This window comes from Streptosporangium sp. NPDC049248 (assembly GCF_040678965.1).
GTDB classification, from domain to species: domain Bacteria; phylum Actinomycetota; class Actinomycetes; order Streptosporangiales; family Streptosporangiaceae; genus Streptosporangium; species Streptosporangium fukuiense.
Window position 1 is genome coordinate 238,893 of sequence record NZ_JBFAQY010000010.1, and the last position, 14,815, is coordinate 253,707.

The window sequence follows — 14,815 nt, forward strand, 5'->3', positions numbered from 1 at the left end:
CTCCATGCAGTCCGACATCGACGCCCAGCTCAACAATTTCTTTGAAGACGCCCCCGCTCGGGAATTCGACGTGGTGCTCCGGGGCTATGACCGGCACCAGGTCCACGACCACCTGAAGCAACTCGACGGCGAGCTCCGGCAATCCCGGGAGCAGGTGCAGAACCTGCAGCGGGACCTGTCCGACTCCCAGCGCCAACTTCAGGAGCAGGAGCGTCCGACCTACTCCGGCCTCGGCGCCCGGATCGAGCAACTGCTCCGCCTGGCGGAGGAACAGGCGACCGAGCTGGTCCAGGCGGCCAGGTCCGAGGCGAACGAGATCAAGGCGGCCTCCAAGGTCGAGGCCGCCGACCTGCGCGCCGCCGCGGAGAACGAGGCCGCGGAGAAGCGTGCCCTCGCCACCCGCGAGGTCGACGAGATGCGCACCACCGCGGAGCGCGAGGCCGAGGAGATCCGCTCGACCGCCCGCCGCGAGGCCGACGAGCTGACCGCCACCACCGAGCGCGAGGTCTCCAAGCTGCGGGCCACCGCCGACCACGAGGTGGCCGAGAAGCGCGCCGACGCCGAGCGCGAGATCGCCAAGCTGCGCACCACCACCGAGCGCGAGGTGGCCCAGCTGCGCGCCTCGACCAAGCGCGAGCGTGACGAGGTCCTCACCACCGCCAAGCGCCAGGCCGACGAGATGCGCGCCCAGGCCCAGCGGGTGCTCGAGGAGTCCGAGGCCAAGCGAGCCCAGGACGAGGCGGAGTTCGAGATCCAGCTCGCCGCCCGGCGCGAGGAGGCCGAGCGCCAGGAGGCCGAGCGCCACGCCACCGCGCAGGCCGCCACCCAGAAGCTGGTCGCCGAGGCCGAGCAGCGTGCGGCCACCGCCGAGCAGCGCGCCACCAAGGCCACCCAGCAGGCCGAGCAGACCCGCCGCGAGGCCGACACGCACGCCAAGCAGCTGCTGGCCAACGCTCGCAAGAACGCCGACCAGGTCGTGTCCGAGGCCAAGTCGAGCGCCGAGTCCATCGTCTCCGAGGCCAAGGCGGAGTCCGAGCGGAGCCGCTCCGTCGCCCAGCGCCAGGTCGACGAACTGACCCGCCAGCGCGACAGCATCACCAGCCACCTCGCGCAGCTGCGCCAGCTGCTCGGTGGCGCGCCGCTCCCGGCCGCCGACCCGGAGCCCGCGATCGCCGCGGCCCCGCCGAAGCCGGCCATCCCCGCCGCCACCAACGGTGCCGAGAAGCCGGTTCCGACTCCCGCCAGGGCGGAGAAGGACGACGACGCGGAGTGGTGGCAGGAATAGGCGGCCGCTGACTCCGGGGCGTTGACGACGGCTGACGAGAGAGCCTGGTGACCCGCACGGTCACCAGGCTCTCTCGTCTACCGGTCCCGCTTACCTACCATCGGGAGCGGTCACCGTCAGGTGCGCTGCCCGCCGTTCCGGTGGCCGCGGCGATCGCCCTGCTCATCCGCGAGGTGCTGATCCCCCGGCGAGCTCGGCGACGAATTCCGCCACCGCCCGGTTGAACGCCTCGGGCTGCTCGATCGCGCTGAGATGGCCGGCCTTCTCGATGACGGTCAGCCGCCCGTCGGGCACCGCCTCGACCATCGCGTCCGCTTCCGCGGGCGGGGTGATCTCGTCCTCCTCGCCCACGATCACCAGGACCGGCGTCTTGATCGCCCGCAGCGTGTCAAAGGAGTCGGGACGGCCGGCCATGGCCCGTTGCGCCCAGGCCGCGGCCGTCGGCGGAGCCGACTGGACCAGCCCGCGCACCCGGCCGAACACCATCGCCCTGCTCCGCACCGTGGTCTGCCCGACCAGCCCCGGCAGCAACTCCTTCAGCAGGACGGAGGCGCCCTCCTGGAGCACCGCGGCGGCGATCCGCTCGCGGTTGGATCTCGCGGCCTCCGGGTCGGCGCCCGCCTTCGTGTCGGCGAGGATCACTCCCAGCAGCCGGTCGGGGTGGCGGCGGCACAGGGCCATCGTCACGTAGCCGCCCATGGACAGGCCGCCGACGACCGCGCGGTCGACGCCCTCGCTGTCCAGCAGGCGCACGACGTCGTCGGCCATCACGTCGAGGGAGGGGTCGTCCCCGCCCAGCACCGAGCCGCCGAAGCCGCGCAGATCGGGGGTGATGACCTTGCAGACCTCGGCCAGGCCCTCACGCTGGGCCAGCCACATGGCCGATGACAGGGGGAACGCGTGAAGGAGGACGACCGGAAGCCCCTCTCCAGCCGATCGCGTGTACAACCGCACGCCGTCCACCGTATTCCCGGAGCCCCCATCTGGCACCCCCGGTTCCACAACCGTTTATGACGTTGTGGTAACTCCGCGGTCAACGAATGGGACCCGGCAGGCGATACGGCGACGAGGGGTCCGGGACGGGCCCGAACCGGGCAGGGCAGCTACGAGCCGGCGACCTCGGTGGGGAGAGGATGGGCGACCGGATTGACCCGCAGGACGATCTCGTTGAGGACGATCCGCACGTACGGCTCGCCGACCCACAGGTGCTTGGCGTCGTCCACCCCGACGACCTCGGCCTGGGGCACCCTGGCGAAGCGCTCGCGGGCCTGCTCGGGGCGGAGATAGTCGTCGAACTCCGGAACCAGCGCGATCAGCGGCCGCCCGAACTCCGCCCACCCGTCGAGGTCGGCGTCTCCTGCCCGGTGCAGCGGCGGGGAGAGCAGGATCGCCCCCTCCACCAGCGGGTCACGGCCCCACTTGAGCGCCAGCTCGGTACCGAAGGACCAGCCGAGCAGCCAGACCCGGGGCAGGTCGTGGAATTCGGCGTACTCCAGGGCCGCGACGACGTCCAGGCGCTCGTCCTCGCCCTTGCCGAAGGCCCCCTGGGACGTTCCCCGCTCGGAGGTGGTGCCGCGCGTGTTGAACCGCAGCACCGCCAGGTCGGCGAGGGCGGGCAGCCGGTTGGCCGCCTTCTTGTAGACGTGGCTGTCCATCATGCCGCCGTGGGTGGGCAGCGGGTGCAGGCAGACCAGTGTGGCCACCGGAGGCCGCTCCGCGGGAAGGGCCAGCTCACCGACGAGCGTCAGCCCGTCACCGGTGTGCAGCTCGATCGGCTCCCTGCGCGCGGGCAACACCGTAGAGGCCCGGATCTCCATGTCTCTCCTCATCGCGACCGGCGATCCACGCCGGTCAGTATCTGCTTCTGCCAGGACCGCGCCTGACCCGGTTGCGCCAGCACGCGGTGTGCCAGTGCCTGCGTTCCTCCTCGCCACCCTGCCAGGCGGGCCAGCTGACCAGGTGCGGCAGGCCCGGCCTGATCTCCTGGTCGCAGCCCGGGCAGCGGTAGACCTTGTCCGCCGCGCCGCCGGTGACCCGCCGCACCTGCCAGTCACCGTCGGGCCACTCCTCCGTCCGGTCGACACCGGGCACGGAGCCGCCGAGAGGACGGGCCGCCCCCCGGTTGCCGCCGCGGTCGAACGGATCGGCCCGACGGGCCCTGCGGGGGCTCACGGCAGGTCTCGGAAGCTCCGGACCCCCGCCGCGACAAGCTGTTCCAGCAGTGGTGCGGGGGCGAGGAACGGTTCACGGTACTCCGCGTACAGGGCGCGCAGGCCGTCACGGACGGTCTCCAGGCCCAGCTCGTCGAGCTTCTCGAACGGTCCCGTCTGGTAGCCGCAGCCGAGCCGCATCGCGGTGTCGATGTCGTCGCGGGTCGCGTAGCCGGAGTCGTACATCCGGACGGCGTCGTTGAGGTACGGGTACAGGAGCGCGTCGACCACGAACTCGGCCCTGTCCCGGCACGGCACCGGGACCAGGCCGACGAGCCGGACCAGCCCCTCCGCGGCGCGCGCGACCTCGGGTCCGGTGAGCGCGGTGGAGGCGACCTCGGCGACCTGGTCGCCCACCAGGTGCAGGCCGACCAGGCGTTCGGGGTGCGGGAGCCCGGGGGCCAGTTCGACGACGGGAACGCTGGACAGCGCGACGACCACCTCCGCGTCCTCCACCGGCACCGACTTGAGGCCGGCGGCGGAGAGCCTGGCGGCGAAGGCGTCGCCTCCTTCGCCCAGCACCGCGACCAGGCAGGCCGAGGGCTCGTCCGCCGTCGGTGCCACGGGTTCGGAAGCCCGGTGGAAGCCGCCACCCGACTTGCGGCCGAGCAGGCCGGCCGCGACCCGCTCGCGCAGGATCGGCGCGGCGGCGTGACGGCGGTCGTGGCTCTCCCTGAACAGCACGCTCAGCACCTCGTACGAGGTGTCCAGGCCGATCAGGTCGAGCAGGGCGAAGGGTCCCATCGGCAGCCCGGCGCCGAGCCGCATCGCGGTGTCGATGCCGTCGCGGGTGGCCACGCCGTTCTCCAGCAGGACCGCGGCGTGGTTGAGGTAGGGCAGGAGCAGCCGGTTGACCACGAACCCGGCGCGGTCGCCGACGGTCACCGGGGTCTTGCCGAGCCGGCGCGCGAGATCGGCGACCTCGCCGGCCAGGCCGTCGTCGGTGATCAGCGTGTGGATCACCTCGACCAGCCTCATGACCGGGGCCGGGTTGAAGAAGTGCATGCCGATCACCCGGCCGGGGCGGCCGGTGGTGGCCGCGATCTCGGTGACCGAGAGCGAGGAGGTGTTGGTGGCGAGCACCGCGGACGGCTTGCAGATCCGATCCAGGTCGGTGAAGAGCGCCCGTTTGAAGTCCATGACCTCCGGTACGGCCTCGATCACCAGGTCGGCGTCCGCGAGATCCTCCAGCGAGACGGTGAGGGTCACCCGGCCGAGGATCTCCGACCTCTCGGCCTCGCTCAGCCTGCCCTTGGCGACCGCGCGGCCCGTGGAGTCCTCCAGATGGCCCCGGCCTCGGGTCAACGCCTCCGGGCCGGCCTCCACGCCGATCACGGCGATGCCGGCACGGGCGAAGCACTCGGCGATCCCGGCGCCCATCGTGCCAAGGCCGACCACGCCGACCGTCTCGAAACTGCCCGCCATCGTTCTCCCCACCCTGTTCGCGGATCCCGCTCCGCGCGACAAACCGCCCGCTCCTTGAACCGCAACAGTCTCCCAGAGAGGGATCGGCTACCCAAAAGCCGGTCGGACATCCCGGGAGCCGAAAGAAAGTACTTGAATGGGAGTTGAGTAGTAATTAGTATTCGAGTACATGAAGTCTGGAGGAGTCGTGGGAGAGGACCTGACACCGGAAGAAGCCCTGCGGCGGATCGACGAGGTCGACCGGCGCACCCGGCGACCGGCACGCGTCGCGGGCCTGCTCTACGCGGCCCTCGGCCTGGCCACGATCGCGTACTGGCCGATCATGTATCTCGGCCCCGCCTGGTCCCAGGCCCTGGCCGGGGTGGCGTGGGTGACGCTGACCGTCATGTTCGCCCGGCACCTCGGCCGGATGGGAATCGAGGACCGCGAGGTCACCTGGGCCAACAGATTCACCGGGCCGGTGACGGTCACCTACCTCGCCGCCGTCCTGGCCCTGTTCGTGTTCGGGGTCTTCTTCCGCCCCGACGACCCGGGCGGCGGCTGGATCGCGACGCTGGTCACGTTGGCGGCCTGCGCGAGCGTCCCGCCCCTCTACGCGGCGTGGCGCGTGCTGCGGGCGGAGCGGTGAGCGGCAGGAGCGGTACGGGCTCGCACCCCCGGCACGACCTTGACGACGTCATCCACGCGCCCGTCCGACTGTCGATCATGGCCGCGCTGGCGGCCACCGACAGGGCCGAGTTCCGCTTCCTCCGCGACACCATCGAGGTCAGCGACTCCCTGCTCTCCAAGCATGTCATCACCCTGGAGGAGGCCGGCTACGTGCGCGTGGAGAAGGCCTTCGTGGGTAAACGCCCGCGCACCTGGCTGGCCCTCACCGACGAGGGCCGCCGGGCGTTCCATGACTACGTCTCCGTGCTGAGACGCCTTACCGAGGGACCTCCCCCATGATCGAGATAAACGACCTGCACAAACGATACGGCGACAAGACCGCCCTGGACGGGGTGACGTTCTCCGTGAGACCGGGCGAGATGTTCGGCTTCGTCGGAGCCAACGGCGCGGGCAAGACCACCACGATGCGCATCCTGATGGGCGTGCTGACCGCCGACTCGGGCTCGGTGCTCCGCGACGGCCGGCCCCTGACGTTCGAAGACCGGCGCCGGTTCGGTTACATGCCCGAAGAGCGTGGCCTCTACCAGAAGATGCGGGTCGCCGAACAGGTCGAGTACTTCGGCAGGCTCAGCGGCCTGACCGCAGGCGGGGCGCGGAAGGCCACCGGCGACCTGCTCGAACAGCTCTCGCTCACCGAACGCGCGAACGACACGGTGGACGCGCTCTCCCTGGGCAACCAGCAGCGCGTGCAGCTCGCGGTGGCGCTGGTGCACACCCCCGAGGTGCTCGTGCTGGACGAGCCCTTCTCCGGACTCGACCCACTCGCCGTCGACGCGCTGGCCGAGGTGCTCGCCGCACGGTGCGAAGCGGGCGTGCCCGTGCTCTTCTCCAGCCACCAGCTGGACCTCGTCGAGCGGCTCTGCCACTCGGTCGGCATCATCTCCGCCGGTCGTATGACGGCCACCGGCGCGGTCGAGGAGCTGCGCGACCGGGAGGGGCGCGGCACCCTCAGGGTGGTCGTCAGGGGCGCCGCCCCCGGCTGGGCCGCCTCCCTGCCGGGAGAGGTCGTCGAGAAGGGCGACGAGGTCCTCGTCACGGGCGTGGAGGACGACGGCCAGGAGATCCTGCACCTCGCGGTCAGGGCCGGAAGTGTCGAGCACTTCGGCTGGCAGCGCCCCACGCTCACCGAGATCTTCAGGGAGGCCGTCGCATGAACGGTTTGTGGCTGGTCGCGCGGCGGGAGATCGTCACGCGCGGCCGTACGAAGGCGTTCGTCATCGGGCTGGTGGTGAGCGCGGTGCTGGTCGGCGCGCTCGCGTTCCTGCCCAAGCTCTTCTCCGGGCCCGACACCTACACCGTGGCGCTCGTCGGACCGCAGTCGCAGGCGCTGCGGCCGGCCCTGACCGACACGGCCAAGGACGTGACGGTCACCGTCAGGGAGTTCCCCGACGAGACCGCCGCGAGCGACGCGGTCGACACCGGCGACGTGGACGCCGCGGTGGTGGACGGCCGCAGGGTGCTCGCCGACGGCGAGGTCGACCGCGAGCTGGGCCTGCTGCTGGAGAACGCGCACCAGACCGTCCAGACCCAGAGCCGGCTGGCCGAGGCGGGGCTGGACGCGGCCAAGGTGGCCCAGGCGATGCGGGTCACCCCCCTGGAACAGGTCTCGGTCGGCGCCGACACCCGCTACGCGGGCATCCGGACGGGCCTCGCCTCCCTGCTGGTCATGGTCCTGTTCTTCCTGCTCATCTACTCCTCCATGTACGTCGCCATGGGCGTGATCGAGGAGAAGGGCAGCCGGATCGTGGAGATCCTGCTGAGCTCGCTCCGCCCCTGGCAGCTACTCGGCGGCAAGATCGTGGGGCTGGGCGCGCTCGCGCTGGCCAACCTCGTCGTGATCATCGTGGCCGGTCTCGGCGCGGCGGTGGCGACCGGCCTCACCGCCGACCTGCCCCCGGGCATGACGGGCATCGTGATCAGCACCCTGTTCTGGTTCATCCTCGGTTACGCGTTCTTCGCCGCGCTGGCGGCGGCGCTCGGGTCGCTGGTGTCCAGGCAGGAGGACGCGAACAGTGTCCTGACACCGATGACGATGCTCATGACGATCACCTACCTGGTGGCCTACTTCTCGGCGGTCCAGCCCAGCAGCGCGGTGGCCAGGATCCTGTCGCTGGTGCCGCCGTTCTCCTCGATGGTCATGCCGGTCCGGATGGCCGGGGGCGAGGTGCTCGCCTGGGAGATCGCGACGGGCGCGGTCCTGATGCTCCTGGCGACGGTGGGCACGCTCCTGCTCGGCGCGCGCATCTACCAGCGCGCCGTCCTGCGCACCGGTGCCCGCGTCAAACTCTCCGAGGCGGTCCGCTGAGGTCCGTACCCCGTCCGTACGGGTGCCCCGGCACGTGGGCCGCCCGTACGGACGGGACCGGCGCGGACCCGCGGGTCGACGGCGTGCCGGTTCGAACGCCGAGCCCGCACACCGCCCCGCCCGCCCGGCCTGACGGATCGCGGGGATCCGGGCTCCGCCGGGCCGATAGGGTTCGGTCATGCGTCTGGTCATCGCGCGGTGCAGCGTGGATTACGTCGGGAAGCTCACCGCCCATCTTCCGATGGCGCCTCGGCTCATCCTCATCAAGGCCGACAGCAGCGTCTCCATTCACGCGGACGATCGGGCCTTCAAGCCGCTGAACTGGATGAACCCGCCGTGCAAGCTCCGCGAGGAGGAGGGCACCTGGACGGTGACCCACGGCAAGACCGGTGAGAAGCTCGTCCTCACCATGGAGGAGATCATCCACGACACCAGTCACGAGCTGGGCGTGGACCCCGGGCTCATCAAGGACGGTGTCGAGGCCCACCTGCAGGAGTTGCTCGCCGAGCACATCACCACCCTGGGTGCGGGCTGGACGCTCGTCCGCCGCGAGTACATGACGGCCATTGGCCCGGTGGACATCCTCTGCCGCGACCACACGGGCGCCTCCGTGGCCGTGGAGCTCAAGCGCCGCGCTGGCATCGACGCCGTGGAGCAGCTCACCCGCTACCTGGAGTTGATGAACCGCGACCCCCTGCTCACCCCCGTGACCGGCATCCTGGCCGCCCAGAGCATCGCCCCGCAGGCCAAGACGCTGGCCGAGGATCGCGGAATCCGCTGCGTCACCCTCGACTACGACGAACTACGCGGCATCGAGCGCAACGACACGCTGTTCTAACAGGGCTTACGGGCGGGCCATGCCCGCACGCAGGTGGCGGCGGAGGGCCTCACGTCGCGCGGGTCGTCGATGACGTCTTCTTCGAGCATCGCCACACCGACGGCGCCGAGTGGCGAAAGGCCGGTCGCGACCGTCACCGTTGGCTCCAGGCGGCGCAGCGCCAGGACAGCGGTCAGGCCGCCCGGTGCGCTGAGCGAGTCCGGTGCGGCACGTCGCACACCCCGGCCGTCAGGGTGACAGCAGCCCGTGACACAGCTGGTCGGCACTCCAGTCCTGCCACCGTGCCGTGCTCCACCCGCATTCGCGGGTCATCACCAGAAACAGATCCGGCGACAGCAGCCCGACCGTGATATCGGTGGCTTGGCCCTCGGTCAGGCCGGGCCGCAGGGCCTGCAGGCGGGCCAGGATGGCGACGACCTCCCCGTGAGCGGTGTGCCGCTGCTCGCTGTTGGCGGCCCATTGGGCGGCCATGTCGGGGTCGCCGGCCGCCGCGTCGCGAACCACCGCGAGGACGAGGGCGACCCGGTCGAGGATGACGCCGCTCTGGTGCACCCATCCCCGCACCACCGCCATCGGGTCCTGCGCCGCCTGCAAGGCGGCGAACCAGGGCCGTTTCAGCAGCGGCACGGGTTCGTCGTCTCCGACAGAGGCGACATCGACCACGTGCTTGAGCAGCTGGCTCTTGGTTCCGTAGTGGAAGTAGACCGTCTGCACCGATACCTCTGCCGCGTCGGCGATCTGCTGGAAGGTCGTCCCGGCATAGCCGCGCACCACAAACAGCCCTTGCGCGGCGTTCACGATACGGCTTCTGGTCTGTGCCGAGCGCCGCTTGGGGCTCTTGACGTCCTCCATCGATTTAGAGTAACACTTTAAAGTGGCACTACAAGATGAGATGGTTCACGGCCGTCCTGGGCGGGTTACACCACGTCAAGCCGCCCGTCTCGAGCGTGCACAAGAGCCTGGAGTGGTACCGGCGCGCCCTCGGCCACCCGGCTCCAGGGCTCCGGCAGCACCGCCGGGGCCGGCCACCGACGCATCCCCAAGCCGCAGAAAGAGGACCTACCGTGATCGGCACCCCCCTCCTTGCCGGGCTCGTCATGGCCACGGCTATCACCGCACCCGCGCCTGTCACCGCCCACGCGGACGTGCAGCGTCCGGCCGCGGCGGCCGACTGGCCGGAATCCGGCTCGTTCCTCAGGTACGACTACGACCCCGCCACGGACAAGTTCGAGGCCTCGACGAAGGGCACCTACGAGATAACCGGCATCCACCCCGACCTCTTCCAGCCGGTCGGCACCGCCCACGTGAAAGGCAATGTGACCAACCACACCACGGGCGACTTCCGCTGCGCCTTCGGGCTCTTCCGCATCACCTATCGCACCGCCGACGGAAGCCTGCTGCCCACCATGAAGTACTACCGGAACTGCAAGGGCAAGACCGCGATGACCTTCGAGTTCTCCTACCCGAATGTCCACCAGCTCGAAGTCAAGGCGTGCACCGACGGCAAGCGCCCGGAAGGCACCAGGCCATCGCTGCACTGCGTGGAGAGCGGCGGGTGGAAGGTCCTCTATGTGAGCTACCCCTGAGCGGTTCGGGACTGTACGGTTTTCGGCTCTGTCGCAGATTCGGCGGTGACGGAACATCCCTCTGCGTCACTGTGAGCCATGCGCGATGTCAACGAGCTCGCGAGTGTGGTGTTTTCGGGGTTTGCGCGGACGGCAAACCACCGTGCGCTGACAGGCAAGATCCGGCCCGCTACCGGAAATCCCACCTTCGGCCTCATTTCAGCCTGCCCTCAAACGATATTGCGCCCAGTCCTCATCCAGAGACGCGATTTCCGGCACCCAGAACAGGCAGTCCGTCCCCGCCGTGCCGTATCAGCAGAAGAGAAGCGCCTGAAAAAAGGCCGCCATCGCACTTGTGGCCATGGTCACGTTGACCGGACTCACTTTCATCCGGCAACCGCCTCCGCCGCCCGGGAGAACGCCAAGATCTGCCAGCAGGCGAGCAGGTCCGTACGGTACCTCTTCTACCGAGCTGTGGGCCAGTGCTCCGGCGTTCACGCCGGGGGTGAAAGCCCACGCGGGAGTGCCCGCCAGGGCGCGAGCGTGCCCTGGCCTTCCGTGCCCGCGAGCAGGCCGGCTCACACGGGTCGTTGCTGCTGTTCGATGTACTCCTTGGGGCCGTGAGCGGTGCGTCGCTCGCGGTTGCGGCGAAGGAGGAGCCGGACCGCAAATGCCCGCCCCACAGGTACCGGCGGACGTGAGCGCTGTATTCCTTGCCGAGCATCCGCGTCGAGAGGCCCTTTGGTTGAGTTGACGAGCTTGGAGGGGACGATCTTCGGCGAGTAGTGGACCAGCAGAGGGAACACCTGCGCCGGTTGGAGAAGAAAGCGGCCCGCCAACGACGCACCCGCCGGCGCGGTGAGCCGATCTCGCGTCGGCTGGCCCGCACCTACGACCGGATCGCCCGGCTTCGCGCGACAGCCAAGCGCCGAGCCGTCGACTGGCAGCACCAGACCACCACCGAACTCGCCGCCACCTTCAGCGTAATCGTGGTGGAAGACCTGGAGATCACGAACATGGTCCGCTCGGCCAGGGGCACGATCGAGGACCCCGGCGTGAACGTCGCGCAGAAGGCCGGGCTGAACCGCTCGATCGCCGGGGAAGCATGGGGCCGGACGGTCACCCTGCTGGAGTACAAGACCTGCGAGCGGGGCGGCCAGGTGGTGAAGGTCTGCGCGCGGGGGACCTCGCAGACCTGTCACCGGTGCGGCCACCGTGATGCGGCGGCCCGGGACGGGACACGGTACGCCTGTACCAATCCCGCGTGCGGTTGGGTCGGCCATGCCGACACCAACGCCGCGATCAATATCAACAACGCCGTCGGAACGCCGGTGTCAGGACGTGGAGACTTCGGGAATGCCCGGTCTGTGAAGCGTCAACCCCCGCGCGCCGCCTAGCCCGACGCGACAGGAAGAATCCACGGCCTTCAGGCCGGGGAGGAGTTCAAAGATCCGACAACAGCGGAAGAACGTCGATGACCGGCGGAACCGGGCGGCAGATGCCCCGGCAGGTGGACAGCTCAGCTTGTAAGTAATGGTTTACTGTGCAACGACTTACGGTCTATCGTGAGCGGAACGTGCCCGTACCGCCCGCTGCCGGGGCGGCGGGCGCCGCGCATCTCGCCTTTCCGGCGGGCGCCGACCTCCCCGAGCGGCGTTTCGCCTTCCAGGGCATCCGTCACGGCACAGAGGAGACGACCTTGACCACGGCGACCGGACAGCGCACCTTCGACTCTCTCGACCCAGCCACCGGTGCCGTCGTCGGCACCCACCCGATCCAGGACGCCGCGGCGGTGCGCGCCGCGGTGGCGGAGGCCGGGATCGCCGCGGCGTGGTGGGCCGGGCTGGACCGGGCCGAGCGCAGGCGCCGGCTGCTCGACTACAAGGCGGTCCTCACCCGTGATCTGACCAGGATCGCCCGCCTCGTCCATGAGGAGACGGGCAAGCCCGAGGCCGACGCCACCCTGGAGGTCGTCCTGGCCATCACCCACCTCGACTGGGCCGCCAGGAACGCGCACAAGGTGCTCGGGATGCGACGGGTCTCCCCCGGACTGGTCGGTGCCAACCTCGCGGCCACCCTGGAGTACCTGCCGCTGGGGGTGGTCGGGGTGATCGGGCCGTGGAACTACCCGGTCTTCACCCCGATGGGGTCGATCGCCTACGCGCTGGCCGCGGGGAACGCGGTGGTGTTCAAGCCCAGCGAGCTGACCCCGGGCGTGGGCGTGCTACTGGCCACGCTGTTCACCGAGGCGGTACCGGAGCGCCAGGTCTTCCAGACCATCACCGGGCTGGGCGAGACCGGCGCGGCCCTGGCGGGGGATCCCGGGGTGGCGAAGATCGCCTTCACCGGGTCGACCGCCACCGCCAAGCGGGTGATGGCCGCGTGCGCGACGAACCTGACGCCGCTGGTCGCCGAGTGCGGCGGCAAGGACGCGCTGATCGTGGACGCCGACGCCGACCTGCCCGCCGCCGCGGACGCGGCGTTGTGGGGCGCGCTGTCCAACGCGGGCCAGACCTGCGTCGGGGTGGAGCGGATCTATGTGGTGGACGCGGTCTACGACGCCTTCATGAAGGAACTCACCGATCGGGCCGGGCAGGTGAGGGCCGGACGCGACTACGGCCCGATCACCATGCCCGCCCAGCTGGACATCATCCGGCGGCACATCGACGACGCGGTCGCGGGCGGCAGGGCCGTGCTGGGCGGGACCGACTCGGTCCGGGCGCCCTTCGTCGACCCGGTGATCGTCGAGGACGTGCCCGAGGACTCCTCCGCGGTCCGCGAGGAGACGTTCGGCCCGACGGTGACGGTGAAGCGGGTCGCCGATGTGGAGGAGGCACTGGAGAAGACCAATGCCACCGCGTACGGCCTGGCCGGGACCGTCTTCTCGGGAAACACCCGGCGGGCTCTGGAACTCGCTCGCCGGATGCGCGGCGGGATGACCGCGATCAATTCGATCATCTCCTTCGCGTCGATCCCCGCGCTGCCGTTCGGCGGGGTCGGAGACTCCGGATTCGGCCGTATTCACGGCGCGGACGGGCTGCGGGAGTTCGCCCGCCCCAAGGCCGTCTCCCGCCAGCGCTTCGCGCTGCCCGGGATGAACCTCACCTCGTTCACCCGTGGCCAGAAGGAACTTGACCGACTGGTCAGGCTTGTCACCTTCTTGCATGGACGACGCAGGTAATACCACAGCGCCCCTTCCACAAAAAGGATCTTGCACCCATAATGGTTGATTCTGGGGGCCAGAGCCATGAGGTGGAAGTGATAAAGCGATTATTTGTCAACCCTATGCCGACGTTCAGGGGCTTGACATGAACGGACGGTCTTATCGGGGAATGTCAGCGGAGGAGCGGCTGGCGGAACGTCGGGAACGTCTGATCTCCGCGGCGTACAACCTCTACTCCGATCCAGGATTCCCCGAAACCACGATCGAGAGGTTGTGCGCCGCGGCACGCATCTCCAACCGCGCCTTCTACGAATGCTTCTCCGGGCGTAACGAGCTGATGCGGGCCGTGCACGACCGATGCGTGCACGAGACGCTGCAATCGGTGGCGAAGTCCATAGAACAGGCCCCCGACACCCTGGCCACCCGGGTCGAGGCGGGAATCTCGGGATACATCAATTTCGTCACCGAAGACAGGCGCCGGGCCAGGATCATGCATCTGGAGGTGCGCAGAGCCGGTGACTGTCTGGTCAGCTCACGGCAGCTGGCCGTCACGGCCTTCACCGCCATGATCGAAATGAACGTCGCAGATCTGCCGGAGGCGGTCAAGGCCAACCGGCACCTGCTCGCGCTGGGCATGATCGGAGCGATCCAGGAGCTGCTCATCGAGTGGGTGCTGGCCGACGACCCACCCTCGACCGAGAGCATGATCAGCACTGCCGTTCACATTTTCTACCGGTCTTTCACCGGCTGACCGGGTCACCTTGGTACGGCCTCGACGAGGCGGAGACGAGGACGGGCCTCAGCCGGCCCGTCCTCCGATATGTTCCGGTGCCGCCGGTGTCCCGGACTCCGACGGGCGACCGGATCAGGCCACCGCGGCCATGGGGTCCTCGACGGTGAGGACCCGGTTGAGCCGGGTCACCGCCAGCACCCGCATGATCCTCGGTGGCACCCCCCTGAGAATGAGGCGGCGTTCCGCGCCCACAGCGCGGCGATGCGTGCCCACCAGCACTCCCAGCCCGGTGGCGTCGATCATTTCCAGCCCGGAAAGATCCACGACCAGGTCGCCGCGCCCGGAGTCGACCGCCTCGTGCAGCCGCGGGCGCACTCCGGTGACGGTTCCCACGTCGAGACGGGCCCCGATGCCGACCACCTGGGCCCGTGAGTTACCAGAGACGCGCATGCCTCCCCCTCACGCCTGACCACGAAGGAGATGTGGCCAGGCACAACGGCGGTGCGTCACCGCAGCCAGTCGATCACGCACCGCATCCATATGATGGCACAGCGTGCAAGAAGCCGCGAACCTCTCCCGCTTCCGAATTCACTCTTCTTACCCACATGAGAACCCCGTGCCC

At 69.7% G+C, this 14,815-nt stretch carries 17 protein-coding genes; 10 read left to right on the forward strand and 7 right to left on the reverse strand.

Going from position 1 to position 14,815, the window contains the following annotated elements; genetic code table 11:
- The first annotated feature begins 4 nt into the window (after nucleotides 1-4).
- Nucleotides 5-1,285, forward strand: coding sequence for a DivIVA domain-containing protein (locus AB0K21_RS20730; protein ID WP_343975567.1), 1,281 nt, complete (start codon nucleotides 5-7; stop codon nucleotides 1,283-1,285).
- A gap of 162 nt (nucleotides 1,286-1,447) precedes the next feature.
- On the opposite strand, the gene AB0K21_RS20735 is transcribed toward AB0K21_RS20730, so the two are convergent.
- The 4 genes from AB0K21_RS20735 to AB0K21_RS20750 form a co-directional block, all read right to left on the reverse strand.
- A complete protein-coding gene (locus tag AB0K21_RS20735; RefSeq protein WP_343975570.1) occupies nucleotides 1,448-2,239 on the reverse strand; it encodes an alpha/beta fold hydrolase in 792 nt (263 codons plus the stop codon).
- Between the two features lie 149 nt (nucleotides 2,240-2,388).
- Nucleotides 2,389-3,102, reverse strand: coding sequence for an alpha/beta hydrolase (locus tag AB0K21_RS20740; RefSeq protein ID WP_343975574.1), 714 nt, complete (start codon nucleotides 3,100-3,102; stop codon nucleotides 2,389-2,391).
- A 34-nt stretch (nucleotides 3,103-3,136) separates the two neighbouring features.
- Nucleotides 3,137-3,457: an ATP/GTP-binding protein gene (locus AB0K21_RS20745; RefSeq protein ID WP_343975577.1), complete on the reverse strand. Its 321-nt coding sequence runs from the start codon at nucleotides 3,455-3,457 to the stop codon at nucleotides 3,137-3,139.
- Nucleotides 3,454-4,920, reverse strand: a complete 1,467-nt coding sequence (locus AB0K21_RS20750) for a 3-hydroxyacyl-CoA dehydrogenase NAD-binding domain-containing protein (RefSeq protein WP_343975581.1) — start codon at nucleotides 4,918-4,920, stop codon at nucleotides 3,454-3,456. Before AB0K21_RS20750 ends, AB0K21_RS20745 begins: the two co-directional genes overlap by 4 nt.
- 169 nt (nucleotides 4,921-5,089) lie before the next feature.
- Here AB0K21_RS20750 and AB0K21_RS20755 point away from each other — a divergent pair, with 169 nt between their 5' ends.
- From AB0K21_RS20755 to nucS, 5 genes are all read left to right on the forward strand, one after another.
- Nucleotides 5,090-5,548 (forward strand): hypothetical protein, encoded by a 459-nt coding sequence (locus AB0K21_RS20755; protein WP_364151963.1) that lies wholly within the window; start codon nucleotides 5,090-5,092, stop codon nucleotides 5,546-5,548.
- On the forward strand, nucleotides 5,545-5,868 hold the full coding sequence (locus AB0K21_RS20760; protein WP_343975587.1) for a transcriptional regulator: 324 nt from the start codon (nucleotides 5,545-5,547) through the stop codon (nucleotides 5,866-5,868). The genes AB0K21_RS20755 and AB0K21_RS20760 overlap by 4 nt, the downstream gene beginning before the upstream one ends.
- The gene (locus AB0K21_RS20765; protein ID WP_343975590.1) at nucleotides 5,865-6,743 is read left to right on the forward strand and encodes an ATP-binding cassette domain-containing protein; all 879 of its coding nucleotides are present in this window, start codon (nucleotides 5,865-5,867) and stop codon (nucleotides 6,741-6,743) included. The genes AB0K21_RS20760 and AB0K21_RS20765 overlap by 4 nt, the downstream gene beginning before the upstream one ends.
- Nucleotides 6,740-7,894: an ABC transporter permease gene (locus AB0K21_RS20770; RefSeq protein WP_343975593.1), complete on the forward strand. Its 1,155-nt coding sequence runs from the start codon at nucleotides 6,740-6,742 to the stop codon at nucleotides 7,892-7,894. Before AB0K21_RS20765 ends, AB0K21_RS20770 begins: the two co-directional genes overlap by 4 nt.
- A 178-nt stretch (nucleotides 7,895-8,072) precedes the next feature.
- Nucleotides 8,073-8,732 (forward strand): endonuclease NucS, encoded by a 660-nt coding sequence (nucS, locus tag AB0K21_RS20775; RefSeq protein WP_343975596.1) that lies wholly within the window; start codon nucleotides 8,073-8,075, stop codon nucleotides 8,730-8,732.
- On the opposite strand, the gene AB0K21_RS20780 is transcribed toward nucS, so the two are convergent.
- On the reverse strand, nucleotides 8,729-8,950 hold the full coding sequence (locus tag AB0K21_RS20780) for a hypothetical protein (RefSeq protein ID WP_343975599.1): 222 nt from the start codon (nucleotides 8,948-8,950) through the stop codon (nucleotides 8,729-8,731). The two genes, nucS and AB0K21_RS20780, sit on opposite strands and share 4 nt — an antisense overlap.
- Before the next feature lie 10 nt (nucleotides 8,951-8,960).
- Nucleotides 8,961-9,584 (reverse strand): TetR/AcrR family transcriptional regulator, encoded by a 624-nt coding sequence (locus tag AB0K21_RS20785; protein ID WP_343975602.1) that lies wholly within the window; start codon nucleotides 9,582-9,584, stop codon nucleotides 8,961-8,963.
- A gap of 212 nt (nucleotides 9,585-9,796) precedes the next feature.
- Between AB0K21_RS20785 and AB0K21_RS20790 the strand changes: the two genes are divergently transcribed.
- The 4 genes from AB0K21_RS20790 to AB0K21_RS20805 all read left to right on the forward strand — a co-directional run bounded on the left by AB0K21_RS20790 (nucleotide 9,797) and on the right by AB0K21_RS20805 (nucleotide 14,211).
- Complete coding sequence (locus AB0K21_RS20790) at nucleotides 9,797-10,318, forward strand: hypothetical protein (protein WP_343975605.1); 522 nt, start codon at nucleotides 9,797-9,799, stop codon at nucleotides 10,316-10,318.
- A gap of 764 nt (nucleotides 10,319-11,082) precedes the next feature.
- Entirely contained in the window at nucleotides 11,083-11,694 is a 612-nt protein-coding gene (locus AB0K21_RS20795) for a transposase (RefSeq protein WP_343975608.1), read from the forward strand.
- A 302-nt stretch (nucleotides 11,695-11,996) separates the two neighbouring features.
- Nucleotides 11,997-13,478, forward strand: a complete 1,482-nt coding sequence (locus tag AB0K21_RS20800) for an aldehyde dehydrogenase family protein (protein WP_343976000.1) — start codon at nucleotides 11,997-11,999, stop codon at nucleotides 13,476-13,478.
- Between the two features lie 151 nt (nucleotides 13,479-13,629).
- Nucleotides 13,630-14,211, forward strand: coding sequence for a TetR/AcrR family transcriptional regulator (locus AB0K21_RS20805; protein WP_343975611.1), 582 nt, complete (start codon nucleotides 13,630-13,632; stop codon nucleotides 14,209-14,211).
- Between the two features lie 114 nt (nucleotides 14,212-14,325).
- Here the strand turns inward: AB0K21_RS20805 and AB0K21_RS20810 are convergent, their stop codons facing one another.
- Nucleotides 14,326-14,643 (reverse strand): STAS domain-containing protein, encoded by a 318-nt coding sequence (locus AB0K21_RS20810; RefSeq protein WP_343975614.1) that lies wholly within the window; start codon nucleotides 14,641-14,643, stop codon nucleotides 14,326-14,328.
- Nucleotides 14,644-14,815: the final 172 nt, after the last annotated feature.

What these genes read in the sequence shown, in the direction of transcription:
- AB0K21_RS20730 (WP_343975567.1), top strand. Translation starts at nt 5, where the DNA reads ATGCAGTCCGACATCGACGCCCAGCTCAACAATTTCTTTGAAGACGCC.
- AB0K21_RS20740 (WP_343975574.1), bottom strand. Translation starts at nt 3,102, where the DNA reads ATGGAGATCCGGGCCTCTACGGTGTTGCCCGCGCGCAGGGAGCCGATC.
- AB0K21_RS20750 (WP_343975581.1), bottom strand. Translation starts at nt 4,920, where the DNA reads ATGGCGGGCAGTTTCGAGACGGTCGGCGTGGTCGGCCTTGGCACGATG.
- AB0K21_RS20755 (WP_364151963.1), top strand. Translation starts at nt 5,090, where the DNA reads ATGAAGTCTGGAGGAGTCGTGGGAGAGGACCTGACACCGGAAGAAGCC.
- AB0K21_RS20765 (WP_343975590.1), top strand. Translation starts at nt 5,865, where the DNA reads ATGATCGAGATAAACGACCTGCACAAACGATACGGCGACAAGACCGCC.
- AB0K21_RS20770 (WP_343975593.1), top strand. Translation starts at nt 6,740, where the DNA reads ATGAACGGTTTGTGGCTGGTCGCGCGGCGGGAGATCGTCACGCGCGGC.
- nucS (WP_343975596.1), top strand. Translation starts at nt 8,073, where the DNA reads ATGCGTCTGGTCATCGCGCGGTGCAGCGTGGATTACGTCGGGAAGCTC.
- AB0K21_RS20785 (WP_343975602.1), bottom strand. Translation starts at nt 9,584, where the DNA reads ATGGAGGACGTCAAGAGCCCCAAGCGGCGCTCGGCACAGACCAGAAGC.
- AB0K21_RS20805 (WP_343975611.1), top strand. Translation starts at nt 13,630, where the DNA reads ATGTCAGCGGAGGAGCGGCTGGCGGAACGTCGGGAACGTCTGATCTCC.
- AB0K21_RS20810 (WP_343975614.1), bottom strand. Translation starts at nt 14,643, where the DNA reads ATGCGCGTCTCTGGTAACTCACGGGCCCAGGTGGTCGGCATCGGGGCC.